This window comes from Nonomuraea sp. ATR24 (genome assembly GCF_041950485.1).
In the GTDB taxonomy this organism is placed as follows: domain Bacteria; phylum Actinomycetota; class Actinomycetes; order Streptosporangiales; family Streptosporangiaceae; genus Nonomuraea; species Nonomuraea ceibae.
In genome coordinates this window covers 747466-759480 of the sequence record NZ_JBGNUU010000001.1, presented here as the reverse complement: position 1 = coordinate 759480, position 12015 = coordinate 747466, and the positions used below count along the sequence as shown (strand labels likewise).

Sequence of the window (12015 nt, the reverse complement as noted above, 5' to 3'; positions counted from 1 at the left end):
CAGTCCTCCCCACAGGTGACGAGCCGGCCGCGTTTCCGCTCACCAGGATTTCAAGAGCATTATGCGGCGTGGGTGTCTGTGCCGCGCAGGATGTACAGGTCGTCGCCGAACACGGCCGAGATCTGAAGGCTCCCGCCCAGGGCCTGTACGTAACGGGCGATGACCTCCACGGTGGACACCTCGCCGCGTTCGATCTGGGAGACCCGGCTCTTGGTCACTCCCATCAGGTCGGCGACGTCGGTCTGCGACAGTCCCAGGCTCTTGCGCCGTTCGGCCAGCCGGTAGCCGTCGATGTAGGCCTGATTGCGCCGCCGGGCCTCGGCCACGGCCTCCTCGCCGCCGGAGGCGGCCACGATATCGGCGCGGACGTCGCTCCACTTGGGGAAACTCGTCATCGGTCCTTCTCCTCCGCCTCGCGTTCGGCCAAGTACTTCGCATACAGCTCTTCGGCTCGGGGGATGGCCCGGCGATACCAGCCCGACCAGTCACCGGACTTGTCCCCGCCGATCAGCAGGATGGCCGACCGCCACGGGTCGAACACGAACAAGACCCGGATCTCGGAGCGGCCTGCCGAACCAGGGCGCAGTTCCTTCAGGTTGTGAACCCGGGAGCCCTCCAGGGTGTCGACCAGCGGGCGGCCCAGGCTCGGACCGGCTTCGGCCAGTCGGTCGATCGCATCGACGACTTGCGCCCGGGACCGCTCGTCCAGGGCGTTGATCCAGGTCAGGATCTCGTCGGTGACGCGGATCTCCCACTCCTCCACGATGGAGAGTGTAGCAAATCCTTTACCGACAGAGCGGCGGCACATCGGTGGTCAGGCTTGCCCCGTTCGAGATGCCGCCCGACGCCGCACACGGTTGTGAATTCGTGACCTGTGACAAGGATTTCGCCAGGTTCGAGGGGTTGCGCTGGCGGTCGCCGCTCAACTGAACTGGAGGACAACAAGAGGCGCCCACCCCCCGGCGAGGTCCGTCGTGGCCGATCAGTTCGATGTCATCGAGGCGGGCGAGCGCGGCCGGCGTCGCTGGGTCGGGCTCGTGGTGGTGCTGGCGCTGCTGGTGGCGCCGGTGGTCAGCCTGCTGGCCAGCCGCGACCCGATGCCGGAGCCGATCCGCGAGACGGCGCCGATCCGGTCGCTGAAGCGGGTGGAGAGCGCGCCGAACGTGCTGCACCCGCAGGCGCGGGAGCGGGACGGGCGCGAGACGATCGAGGTGGTGTTCCCGCACGGGGTGCGGGCCGAGGTGCGCTATCCGGCCCGGCTGGGGCTCGACCGGCTGGGGGTGCGGCCGTTCCAGGGCGTGTGGGTCGACGGCGACTACCGGGAGCTCGTCGCTCCCTACAACGGCGAGATCGAGGTGACCAGGGGCGGGGAGCCGATCCGGTCGTTCGCCCCGCATGTGACGCTCTGGCCGCGCCAGGCGGGCAGCGGCGCGTACGGGCAGGTGCTGCTGTTCAGGTTCGGGCGGTGGCGGATGGCGATGTACGACAGGCCGGGCGGGCTCGACTACGCGCAGCGGGTGGCGGTGGCCGGGGACGTGCGCGGGGAGGTGACCGGCGGCTATCTGACGCTGTCGGGCACGGACCGGGTGCGGATGGCGGAGCCGGGGGAGCGGGTGCGGGGTGAGCCGGTGGGGCCGCAGCTGTGGTTCGGCGGTGGGATCAGCGACATGGTGGTGCTGATTCCCTCGTGCGCGGAGGTGGACCGGTTGCCCCGCGGGGTGCGGGGGCGTGGCCGTCCGGTCAGCAGCGTGTGCCGGGGCGGGGTGCGGATCGCGGCGGCGGGCGACCCGGGGTTCGTGAAGGCGGCGCTCGACGGGATCAGGATCACTCTGAAGTAGGGTGCGGCCATGTTCGCCGTTACCGCCACACAGACCGACCCCGACAATCCTCTCGCCGGGCTGACGCTCGGCGACCACCCGGAGCCGAAGGCGCCCGACGGGTGGACGACCGTCTCGGTGCGGGCGGCCGCGCTCAACCATCACGACCTGTGGACGCTCAAGGGCGTCGGCATCCGGCAGGACCGGCTGCCGATCGTGCTCGGCTGCGACGCGGCCGGCGTCGACGAGGACGGCAACGAGGTGATCGTGCACGCCGTGATCGGCTCCGGCGCGGACGAGACGCTGGACCCGAAGCGGTCGCTGCTGTCAGAGACCTACGACGGCACGTTCGCCGAGCGGGTGGCCGTGCCGCGCCGCAACCTCGTGCCCAAGCCCGCCGCGCTCAGCTTCGAGGAGGCCGCGTGCCTGCCGACGGCCTGGCTGACCGCTTACCGGATGCTGTTCGACAAGGCCGGGCTGGAGCCGGGCGCGACCGTGCTCGTGCAGGGCGCGGGCGGCGGCGTGGCGACCGCGCTGATCGCGCTCGGCCGGGCGGGCGGCTATCGCGTCTGGGCTACGAGCCGGTCCGGGGACAAGCGGGAGCGGGCTCGCGAGCTCGGCGCCGACCAGGTCTTCGAGCCGGGCGCCCGGCTGCCCGAGCGGGTCGACGCGGTGATGGAGACCGTCGGCCAGGCCACCTGGGACCACTCGCTCAAGTCGCTCAGGCCGGGCGGCCGGATCGTGGTCTCCGGCGCGACCAGCGGGGCCGTGCCGCCCGCCGACCTGAACCGGGTCTTCTTCCTGCAGCTCTCGGTGGTCGGCTCCACGATGGGCACCCGCGACCAGCTCCAGCGGCTGGCCGTCTTCCTGGAGCAGACCGGCGTCCGGCCGGTGATCGACCGGACGCTGCCCATGACGCGGGCCCGCGAGGGGTTCGCCGCCATGGACGAGGGCGACGTGTTCGGCAAGATCGTCTTTACTGGCTGACAGGCGCTGCAGCGGTGGGCGCAGGCCGTACCTGATCATGACCGGAGGGTGTCGCGGACGCGGGTGGCGGCCTCGTCGAGCGCCGTGCGCAGCTCGTCGATCTTCTCGCGCGTGAGGCTGGCCTGCGAGGCCTCCTCACGCACGCCGCCGACGAAGTCGGCGAGCAGCTCGCCGAGCTCGTTGTCGAGCTTGGCCCGCGACGGGGGCGCGCCGCCGAGCGTGCTCCACACCTCGCTCCAGATGCGCCGCCACTCGCCGGTGAGGCGGCCGCTCTCGTCCTGCCAGTGCTGGGCGTGCTCGCGCCACTGGCGGGCCTGCTCCTCCCGCAGGCGCCTGAACTCGGCCTGCTGGCGGCGGACGTCGACCCGCGCGTCGACCCGGACGTCCTTGGCCATCCTGGTCAGCTCCTCGCGGAGCGACCTGACGGTGTCGCGTACGTCCTCCTTGACCTCGCGGGCGATGTCGCGCACCGAGGCGGCGATCTCCTCCTCCAGGTCGTCGAGCTCGTCGAGGCGGTCGTTGAGCTCCTCGCGGCCCTTGTCGGTGATGGAGAAGACCTTCTTGCCGTCGACCACCTCGTGGGTGACCAGGCCCTCCTCCTCCAGCCGCGCCAGGCGGGGGTAGATGGTGCCGGGGGAGGGCGAGTAGACGCCGAGGAAGCGGTCCTGCAGCAGCCGGATCACCTCGTAGCCGTGGCGCGGGCTCTCCTCCAGCAGCTTGAGCAGGTAGAGCCGGAGCCGGCCATGACCGAAGACGGGACTCATCGCTTCTCCCCCTTGAGCAACGTGACCTCGCCGGACACGGTCGTCGCGCTCAGGGACGCCATGCCGCCGCCCAGCCGCCCGGACATCGTCTTCATGCCGGGCCCGTTCGTGCCGGCCAGCTCGTCGAACGCGCTGACCAGCCGTCCGGAGGTGGACCTCATGCTGACGTCGGCCTGCGCTGTCTCGGGCAGCCTGACCAGGATGGCGCCCGAGACGGTGCTGAGCGTGACGTGCCCGGTCGGGCGCAGCCGCAGGTCGGCGGTGATGCGGCCGGAGACGGTGTTGGCGCGCAGCCTGCGCGGCGTGCCGCCGGCCACGGTCAGCTCGCCGGAGACGCTCTTGAACGACAGGTCGCCCTCCATCGCCCGGCTCTCCACGTCGCCGGAGGCGGTCGTGGCGCTCACCTCGCCGCTCACGCCGTCGAGCACGATCGCCCCGGACACGCTCTTGACCAGCGTCGTCCGCTCGAACCCGGCCACCACGGCGGACGCCGTGACCACCCCGGCGCTGACGCGGCAGTGGCGCGGCACGGCGAGCGTCGCGACCGTGCGGCGGCGGTCGCGCCGCAGCCAGCCGAGCAGCCCGTCCCACGTCAGGTCCTTGTAGGCGACGCTCAGCTCGCGGGTGTCCTCGTCGTACGTGACGATCAGCGGGGAGGCCGAGTCGAACTCCGCCACCTCCAGGGCCGGCGGCCCGTCGCTCGCCAGCACGGCCAGCCTGCCCGCCACGATGCGCACGTCGAGCGAGTCCACCGCCCCGAACGTGAGCTGTTCGGGGCCCTCAATCGTCCGCTGCTGCATGATCCCGCCTCTCTGGCGACACACTCCTACCGACAGACACGATATGTCGCGTCTGTCGAAAACTCAAGATGTATCGCGTTGTGCGGCGAGGTCAGTCCTCGTCGTCCAGCCGGGCGAGCCACGTCGCCAGCCGCTCGACCGGGGTCTCGAACTCCGGGTTGAGGTCGACGAACTCGCGCAGCCGCTCGCCCAGCCACAGCAGGCTGACCTCTTCCTCACCCCGCCGCTCGACCAGCTCCTCGATCCCCCGATCAGTGAAATACATGGTGCTCCCGTTCAGTCAACTCGTCAGCCGCGAAGCGAGATCCGCGGCCGGAATCCGGGCGTCCGCACGCCCGCGCTCCGACCCTATCGAGCAGTGAGCCCCCGCCGGGGCGGGGGCTCACTCAGGCGGTCGGCGACGGTCAGCCGAAGACCTGCTTCACGATCTCCTCGAGCTCGGCGTCGTGGGCGGCGTGCGAGCCGACCGCGGGCGAGCTGTTGGGGGTACGCGAGACGCGCCGCAGCGGGCGGCCGCCCAGCAGCTGCGGGTCCTCGGCCAGCTTGAGCGACAGGTAGGGCCAGGCGCCCATGTTGACCGGCTCGTCCTGCGCCCACACCAGCTCGGCCTGGGCCCCGTAGCGGGCCAGCTCGGCGTCGAGCTCCTCGGCCGGGTAGGGGTAGAGCCGCTCGATCCGGACCAGCGCGACGTCGTCACGGCCGGCGCTCTCCCGGGCCGCGAGCAGGTCGTAGTAGATCTTGCCGAACGACATCACGACCTTCGTCACCTTGGCCGGGTCGACCGTGGTGTCGCCGATCACCGGCTGGAAGGTGCCGGAGGTGAAGTCCGACGCCTTGGACGTGGCCCGCTTGTGCCGCAGCAGCACCTTGGGCGTGAAGACGACCAGCGGCTTGTGCCGCCCCGACTCGACCTGCCAGCGCAGCAGGTGGAAGTAGTTGGCCGGGGTGGTGGGCTGCGCGACCGTCATGTTGTCGAGCGCGCAGACCTGGAGGAACCGCTCGATGCGGGCGGAGGAGTGGTCGGGACCCTGGCCCTCGTAGCCGTGCGGCAGCAGCAGCACGACACCGGAGCGCTGGCCCCACTTCTGCTCGCCCGACGAGATGAACTCGTCGATGATCGTCTGGGCGCCGTTGACGAAGTCGCCGAACTGCGCCTCCCACGCCACGAGGGCGTCGGGACGCACGACGCTGTAGCCGTACTCGAAGCCCAGCGCCGCGAACTCGCTGAGCAGCGAGTCGTAGATGTAGAACTTCGTGGTGCCCTCGTTGAACGACTTGAGCGGGGTGTGCTCCGCGCCGGTCACCCGGTCGACCAGCACCGCGTGGCGCTGGGTGAAGGTGCCGCGGCGGGAGTCCTGGCCCACCAGGCGGACCGGGTGCCCGTCGATGAGCAGCGACCCGAAGGCCAGCGTCTCGCCCATGCTCCAGTCGATCGCGTCCTGCTCGACCATCTGGCCGCGGCGCTGGAGCACCGGAGCCAGGCGCGGGTGGACGGTGAAGCCCTCCGGCAGGTTGAGCTGGGTGTCGACGATGCGCTTGAGCGTCTCGTCGCTGATCGCGGTCGGCGTGTCGGCGTGCGACCACTTGACGACCTCGGTCGGCGGCACCCGCATCGCGCCCGCCTCCAGCGGCTTCTTGGCCGCCTCGCGGGTCTCGGTGAACGCCTGCTCCAGCTTGGCCTGGTAGTCGCGCAGCGCCGACTCGGCCTCCTCGACCGTGATGTCGCCCCGGCCGATCAGCGCCTCGGTGTAGAGCTTGCGCGTGGAGCGCTTGGCGTCGATCAGGTCGTACATCAGCGGCTGGGTGAAGGCCGGGTTGTCGCCCTCGTTGTGGCCGCGGCGGCGGTAGCAGATGAGGTCGATCACGACGTCCTTGCGGAACGCCTGGCGGTATTCGTAGGCGAGCTCGCCCACGCGCACCACGGCCTCGGGGTCGTCGCCGTTGACGTGGAAGATCGGCGCCTGGATCATCCGGGCCACGTCCGTCGCGTAGACGGAGGACCGGGAGGAGGCCGGCGAGGTGGTGAAGCCCACCTGGTTGTTGACCACCACGTGCACGGTGCCGCCGGTGCGGTAGCCGCGCAGCTGCGACAGGTTGAGCGTCTCGGCCACGACGCCCTGGCCGGCGAAGGCCGCGTCGCCGTGGACGAGCACGGGCAGGACGGTGAAGCCCTCCTCGCCGCGCTCCAGCAGGTCCTGCTTGGCGCGGACGACGCCCTCCAGGACCGGGTCCACCGCCTCCAGGTGCGACGGGTTGGCGACCACCGAGGCGGTGATCGTCTTGCCGCTGGGCGCGGTGAACGTGCCGGTCGCGCCGAGGTGGTACTTCACGTCGCCGGAGCCGTGCGCGGTGCGCGGGTCGATGTTGCCCTCGAACTCGCCGAAGATCTGCGCGTAGGACTTGCCCACGATGTTGGCGAGCACGTTGAGGCGGCCGCGGTGGGCCATGCCGATGACGACCTCGTCGAGGCCCTCGTCGGCGGCGTCGCTGATGACGGAGTCGAGCAGCGGTATGAGCGACTCGCCGCCCTCCAGCGAGAACCGCTTCTGGCCGACGAACTTGGTCTGCAGGAACGTCTCGAACGCCTCGGCGGTGTTGAGCCTGCTCAGGATGTTGAGCTGCTCGTCACGCTCGGGGGAGGCGTAGGGCTTCTCCACCCGCGCCTGGATCCAGGCCCGCTCCTCGGGGTTCTGGATGTGCATGTACTCGATGCCGACGGTGCGGCAGTAGGAGTCACGCAGCACGCCCAGGATCTCGCGCAGCTTCATCAGCGGCCGGCCGCCGAAGCCGCCGGTGGCGAACTCGCGCTCCAGGTCCCACAGCGTGAGGCCGTGCGACTGGATGTCGAGGTCGGGGTGCTTGCGCTGCTTGTACTCCAGCGGGTCGGTCTCGGCCATGAGGTGGCCGCGCACCCGGTAGGCGTGGATGAGCTCTATCACCCTCGCCGACTTGGCCACGTCCTCGTCGTGGGAGGCCGAGATGTCGCGCACCCAGCGGACCGGCTCGTACGGGATCCGGAGGTCTTCGAAGATCTCGTCGTAGAAGCCGTCCTCGCCCAGCAGCAGCCGGTGGATCGTGCGCAGGAAGTCGCCCGACTGGGCGCCCTGGATGATCCGGTGGTCGTAGGTGCTGGTGAGCGTCATGACCTTGGAGACGGCCAGGCGCGAGAGCGTGTCGGGGGACGCGCCCTGGTATTCGGCCGGGTATTCCATCGCGCCGACGCCGATGATCGTGCCCTGTCCGGGCATCAGGCGCGGGACGGAGTGGACCGTGCCGATCGTGCCGGGGTTGGTCAGCGAGATCGTGGTGCCGGTGAAGTCGTCGACGCCGAGCTTGCCGGCGCGGGCCTTGCGGACGACCTCCTCGTAGGCCATCCAGAACTGCCGGAAGTCCATGTCCTCGGCGGCCTTGATGGACGGCACGAGGAGCTGGCGCTCGCCGTTGCTCTTCTGGACGTCGATGGCCAGGCCGAAGCCCACGTGCTCGGGCTTGACCAGCGTCGGCTTGCCGTCGACCTCGGCGTAGGAGTAGTTCATCTCCGGCATGCTCTTCAGCGCCTTGACGATCGCGAAGCCGATCAGGTGCGTGAAGGAGACCTTGCCGCCGCGACCCCGCTTGAGGTGATTGTTGATCACGATGCGGTTGTCGATGAGCAGCTTGGCCGGGATGGCCCGGACGCTCGTGGCGGTGGGGACCGTCAGCGAGGTGTCCATGTTGGCGGCCGTGCGGGCCGCCGCCCCGCGCAGCTTCACCTCTTCGGCGCCCTTGGGCACCTGGGTGACGGGCTGCTTGGGCTTCTCGGCGGGCTTCGCGGCGGGCGCCGGTGGCGGCGCCTTGACCGGAGCGGAAGCGGGCGCGGTTGCAGTGCCGTTCGCCGCCTCCCTGACCGGGGTACGGCCCGGTCCGTAATCAGGGTTGTAGTCAGCGAAGAAGTTCCACCAAGCCTTGTCGACAGACTCGGGATCTTGGAGATACTTCTGGTACAGCTCGTCGACAAGCCACTCATTCTGACCAAAGCTTGCCAGCGGGTTTGTCCGCGACGACTCAGACGACACGGCGCAAATCGCCCTCTTCCGCAGATCGGCGTTGATGTTAGAGAACCTGTCCAAGGCTACTCGCCCGGACCGACGGCGCGCGCCCGCGAGCCGCTGCCGCCTCGCCTGATCCTCTCAGGAGTGTCCCGAGAGGTCACGCGCCCCCAGTCAATCCAGGTGGTGCCGTCAACATTACCGTTTGGTATCAACAGCGGGAACGGAGGTTTAGTTCCCGCCTACGACGAGCCTGGAGGCGATCCGGACGTCGGGGGACAGCCGGGTGAGCAGATCGGCCAGCTCCTCGCCCGCCTCCTTCAGCTCCTCCAGCGACATCGGCTCCAGCCGCTCCAGCAGGAAGATCGCGTTGGTGGTCTCCTCGGTGAGCCGGGTGCGGACCACCTGGCGCCAGTTCCACCTGCGGCAGGTGACGCCCAGGTCGTCGCGCCAGATCACCTCGCCGGGCTCGGGCTGCCCCAGCGCCTCCTCCGACGCCTCCTCGCCGGTCGCCCTGACGAGCCGGGGCGGACCGGAATAGCGGTCGAGGTCCTCGCCGCCGATGGGCAGCGCGTGCTTCACGCTGATCGAGTTGTACGCGTCGACGACCTGGTTGATCTCCGGCAGCGGGAGCCTGCGGGTGAGCGCGTCGACCGAGGGCCGGGTGCGCTGCGGCTTGGCGCCGAAGGCGCGGTAGGCGTCCTTCCAGGCGTCGATCTTGTCCGGCTGGACCTCGTGCGCGGACGCCTCGGCCAGCCAGCCGCGGGTCAGGTCGTCGGTGGGGCCGTTGCTCAGGCCGTGGGCCGTCATGGCCAGGACGGCGAAGTCGGGGCGCAGCGCCAGGACCGCCTCGTCCACCGTGATGTCGTCAAGCATGCGCCTCAGTCTAGAAGGCGGGCCGTACCGCAAAAAGCTCTTTGCAAAATTGTCTTTGCGGTTTATCGTCGGGGCATGGAGGACGAGTTCAAGATCAGCGATCCGCAGGTGCTCAAGGTCGTGGCGCACCCGCTGCGGGTGCGGCTGCTGGGCCTGCTGCGCGCCGACGGGCCGGCCACCGCCAGCGAGCTGGGCCGGGTGGTGGGGGAGAGCTCCGGCTCGACCAGCTACCACCTGCGCGAGCTCGCCAAGTACGGCTTCATCGAGGAGGACCCCGACCGGCGCGACGGCCGCGAGCGGCGCTGGCGCTCCCGCCACCGCTACACCTCCTGGGACAACCTGGAGATGTCGGCCAGCCCCGAGGGCCGCGAGGCCGTCAAGATCATGCGGCTGCGCCAGGTGGCGGTGCTGGAGCAGCGGGTCCGAGCGTTCGACGAGGGCGAGTGGGCCGACGCGTGGGTGCGCGCGGCCGGGCTGAGCGACAGCCTGGTCCGGCTGCCCGCCTCGGCCCTGCGTGAGCTCCACGAGCGGGTGGACGAGCTGCTGGAGGAGCTCGGAGCCCGCTACTCCGGCGCGCCCGACGCCGAGCAGGTGCACGTGTGGGTGGGCGGCTTCCCGCGCCGTCCGGAGGAGGAGGACGAGACGTGACCCCCCGCTCGGCGCTGCGGCGCTACATGCTGGTCAACTTCCTGACGTGGCTGCCCTTAGGGCTCATGCTGCCGGTCATGGTCCTGCTCATGACCGAGCGGGGCCTCAGCCTCGCCCAGGTCGGACTCGTGACGACCGTGTTCTCCGTCGTCACCATCACGCTGGAGCTGCCTACGGGCGGGCTGGCCGACGTCGCGGGCCGCCGCGTCGTGCTGGCCGCCTCCGCCGCCTTCACGCTCGCCGCGCTCGCGCTGATGGCGGTCTCCACCACGGTGTGGATGTTCCTGGCGATGGCGGTGCTCAAGGGCGTGGGCCGGGCGCTGTCCAGCGGTCCCGCCACCGCCTGGTACGTCGACACGCTGCACGAGCTGGAGGGGCCGGACGCCGACCTGGGGCGCGGGCTGGCCAGGGGCGGCGCGATGGAGTCGGTGGCGCTCTGCGCGGGCGTGCTCGCGGGCGGGTTCGTCCCCCTCCTCGTGCCGCCCGGACCGCTGCCCCCGCTCGCCGTCCCGGCCGCCGGCGGCGCCGTCGCCGCCGCGGTCCTGCTGGTGGTGGCGCTGCTCGCGCTGCCCGAGCCCGCCCGCGAGCACGCCTCCGCCGTGACGGCGCGCGGGCTGCTGCGCGGCGTGCCCGCGACCGTCGGCGAGGGCGTGCGCCTGGTGGCCGGGGCGCCGGTGCTGCGCCGGCTCATGCTGGTCGCCGCCGGGTCGGGCGTCGCGCTGACCGCCGTCGAGCTGCTCACCCCCGGACGGCTGGCCGAGCTCGCCGGGACCGCCGAGGAAGGCAGCACCGCGTACGCGATCGTGGCGGCGCTCGGGTTCGCCGGGAGCGCCTTCGGGAGCGCGATGGCGCCCCGGGCGGCCCGGCTGGCGGGCCGCGTCACCGGTGCGGGAGGGCCGTCGCCGGTGGCCGGGGCCGTGGCGGGGACCGTGCTGACCTCGGCCTCCGTCGGGGCGCTGGCCGCGACCGCGGGCCTCGGCGGGGCGGCCGGGCTGATCACCGCCGCGACCGCCTACGTCGTGCTGTTCGCCGGGCTCGCCGTCGCGGGCCTGCTCTGCCTGGAGATGACGCACAAGGCCGTCGACGCCGGGCGGCGCAACACCGTCACCTCGACGAGCTCGCTCGCCCTGCAAGGCGGCGCCGCGGCGTCCAACCTGGGGTTCGGCGCGCTGGCCACCGGGGCGGGCACGGTGGCCGCCTGGTCGGTGGCCGCCTGCCTGATCATGGCCTCGGCGCTGCTGTTCGTCAGGATGCCGCGGACCAGTCCAGCTCCGGCCCCACAGGTACGATCCGGCTCGGGTTGATGTTCGTCTGGGTGACGTAGTAGTGCCGCTTGATGTGGTCGAAGTCGGTGGTCTCGCCGAACGCCGGGATCGCGTACAGCCTCCTGGCGTACGACCACAGCGCCGGATAGTCGGTCAGGCGGCGCACCGAGCACTTGAAGTGGCCGTAGTAGACGCTGTCGAACCTGGCCAGCGTCGTGTAGAGGCGCACGTCGCTCTCGGTCAGCGCGTCGAACAGGAACTCCCTGCCCGTCAGCCGCTCCTCCAGGAAGTCCAGCGTGGCGAAGACGCGGCCCACGGCCTCCTCGTACGCCTCCTGGGCGGTGGCGAACCCGGCCTCGTAGACGGCGTTGTTGAGACCGTGGTAGACGCGCTCGTTCATCTCGTCGATCTCGGGGCGCAGCGCCTCGGGATAGAGGTCGGGCGTGCGGCTCCAGGTGGTCTCCAGGTCGAGGGTGATCCGCGGGAAGTCGTTGGTGACGATCCGCCCCTCCTTGGCGTCCCAGACGCACGGCACCGTGTAGCGGCCCCGGAAGTCCGGGTCGGTGGCCAGGTAGAGCTCCGACAGGTAGATGCCGCCGGGGACCCGCCAGCCCTTCTCGTCGCGGATCGGGTCCACGATCGTCACGTCCAGCAGGTCCTCGAGGCCCAGGAGCCGGCGCACGATCAGCACCCGCTGCGCCCACGGGCAGGCGTAGGAGGCGTAGAGCCGGTAGCGGCCGGGCTCGGGCGGGCCGAGGCGGTCGGTGAAACGGTTCGGCTGCCTGACGAAGCGCCCGTCATCGGCGATTTCACGTTTCATGCCCCCAGTA

At 71.0% G+C, this 12015-nt stretch carries 12 protein-coding genes; 4 read left to right on the top strand and 8 right to left on the bottom strand.

The genetic code is table 11. The features are described 5' to 3' along the window. Nucleotides 1-59: 59 nt before the first annotated feature. Nucleotides 60-395, bottom strand: a complete 336-nt coding sequence (locus ACBI99_RS03575) for a helix-turn-helix transcriptional regulator (protein ID WP_357590251.1) — start codon at nt 393-395, stop codon at nt 60-62. Then, a complete protein-coding gene (locus ACBI99_RS03570; RefSeq protein WP_375071654.1) occupies nt 392-763 on the bottom strand; it encodes a type II toxin-antitoxin system RelE/ParE family toxin in 372 nt (123 codons plus the stop codon). The genes ACBI99_RS03575 and ACBI99_RS03570 overlap by 4 nt, the downstream gene beginning before the upstream one ends. A 211-nt stretch (nt 764-974) precedes the next feature. Between ACBI99_RS03570 and ACBI99_RS03565 the strand changes: the two genes are divergently transcribed. Next, nucleotides 975-1838, top strand: a complete 864-nt coding sequence (locus ACBI99_RS03565) for a hypothetical protein (RefSeq protein ID WP_375071653.1) — start codon at nt 975-977, stop codon at nt 1836-1838. A gap of 9 nt (nt 1839-1847) precedes the next feature. Further along, nucleotides 1848-2804, top strand: a complete 957-nt coding sequence (locus ACBI99_RS03560) for a zinc-binding dehydrogenase (RefSeq protein ID WP_219500887.1) — start codon at nt 1848-1850, stop codon at nt 2802-2804. 35 nt (nt 2805-2839) lie between these two features. On the opposite strand, the gene ACBI99_RS03555 is transcribed toward ACBI99_RS03560, so the two are convergent. The 5 genes from ACBI99_RS03555 to ACBI99_RS03535 form a co-directional block, all read right to left on the bottom strand. Next, the gene (locus tag ACBI99_RS03555; RefSeq protein WP_219500889.1) at nt 2840-3568 is read right to left on the bottom strand and encodes a PadR family transcriptional regulator; all 729 of its coding nucleotides are present in this window, start codon (nt 3566-3568) and stop codon (nt 2840-2842) included. Further along, nucleotides 3565-4368 (bottom strand): DUF4097 domain-containing protein, encoded by an 804-nt coding sequence (locus tag ACBI99_RS03550; protein ID WP_375071652.1) that lies wholly within the window; start codon nt 4366-4368, stop codon nt 3565-3567. The genes ACBI99_RS03555 and ACBI99_RS03550 overlap by 4 nt, the downstream gene beginning before the upstream one ends. A 91-nt stretch (nt 4369-4459) precedes the next feature. Beyond that, nucleotides 4460-4633: a DUF6104 family protein gene (locus tag ACBI99_RS03545; protein WP_193318541.1), complete on the bottom strand. Its 174-nt coding sequence runs from the start codon at nt 4631-4633 to the stop codon at nt 4460-4462. Nucleotides 4634-4772: 139 nt separating this feature from the next. Next, entirely contained in the window at nt 4773-8423 is a 3651-nt protein-coding gene (locus ACBI99_RS03540) for a multifunctional oxoglutarate decarboxylase/oxoglutarate dehydrogenase thiamine pyrophosphate-binding subunit/dihydrolipoyllysine-residue succinyltransferase subunit (protein WP_219500893.1), read from the bottom strand. 204 nt (nt 8424-8627) lie between these two features. Then, nucleotides 8628-9272, bottom strand: coding sequence for a B3/4 domain-containing protein (locus tag ACBI99_RS03535; protein WP_375071651.1), 645 nt, complete (start codon nt 9270-9272; stop codon nt 8628-8630). A 75-nt stretch (nt 9273-9347) separates the two neighbouring features. Here ACBI99_RS03535 and ACBI99_RS03530 point away from each other — a divergent pair, with 75 nt between their 5' ends. Further along, entirely contained in the window at nt 9348-9920 is a 573-nt protein-coding gene (locus ACBI99_RS03530) for a winged helix-turn-helix domain-containing protein (protein ID WP_375071650.1), read from the top strand. Further along, nucleotides 9917-11224 (top strand): MFS transporter, encoded by a 1308-nt coding sequence (locus ACBI99_RS03525; RefSeq protein WP_375071649.1) that lies wholly within the window; start codon nt 9917-9919, stop codon nt 11222-11224. The genes ACBI99_RS03530 and ACBI99_RS03525 overlap by 4 nt, the downstream gene beginning before the upstream one ends. Here ACBI99_RS03525 and ACBI99_RS03520 read toward each other — a convergent pair. Further along, nucleotides 11166-12005 carry a glutathione S-transferase family protein gene (locus ACBI99_RS03520; protein WP_375071648.1) on the bottom strand — a complete coding sequence of 280 codons (840 nt, stop codon included), beginning with the start codon at nt 12003-12005 and terminating at the stop codon, nt 11166-11168. The genes ACBI99_RS03525 and ACBI99_RS03520 overlap by 59 nt on opposite strands. Nucleotides 12006-12015 lie beyond the last annotated feature (10 nt).

What these genes read in the sequence shown, in the direction of transcription:
- ACBI99_RS03545 (WP_193318541.1), bottom strand. Translation starts at nt 4,633, where the DNA reads ATGTATTTCACTGATCGGGGGATCGAGGAGCTGGTCGAGCGGCGGGGT.
- ACBI99_RS03560 (WP_219500887.1), top strand. Translation starts at nt 1,848, where the DNA reads ATGTTCGCCGTTACCGCCACACAGACCGACCCCGACAATCCTCTCGCC.
- ACBI99_RS03575 (WP_357590251.1), bottom strand. Translation starts at nt 395, where the DNA reads ATGACGAGTTTCCCCAAGTGGAGCGACGTCCGCGCCGATATCGTGGCC.
- ACBI99_RS03535 (WP_375071651.1), bottom strand. Translation starts at nt 9,272, where the DNA reads ATGCTTGACGACATCACGGTGGACGAGGCGGTCCTGGCGCTGCGCCCC.
- ACBI99_RS03520 (WP_375071648.1), bottom strand. Translation starts at nt 12,005, where the DNA reads ATGAAACGTGAAATCGCCGATGACGGGCGCTTCGTCAGGCAGCCGAAC.
- ACBI99_RS03555 (WP_219500889.1), bottom strand. Translation starts at nt 3,568, where the DNA reads ATGAGTCCCGTCTTCGGTCATGGCCGGCTCCGGCTCTACCTGCTCAAG.
- ACBI99_RS03550 (WP_375071652.1), bottom strand. Translation starts at nt 4,368, where the DNA reads ATGCAGCAGCGGACGATTGAGGGCCCCGAACAGCTCACGTTCGGGGCG.
- ACBI99_RS03530 (WP_375071650.1), top strand. Translation starts at nt 9,348, where the DNA reads ATGGAGGACGAGTTCAAGATCAGCGATCCGCAGGTGCTCAAGGTCGTG.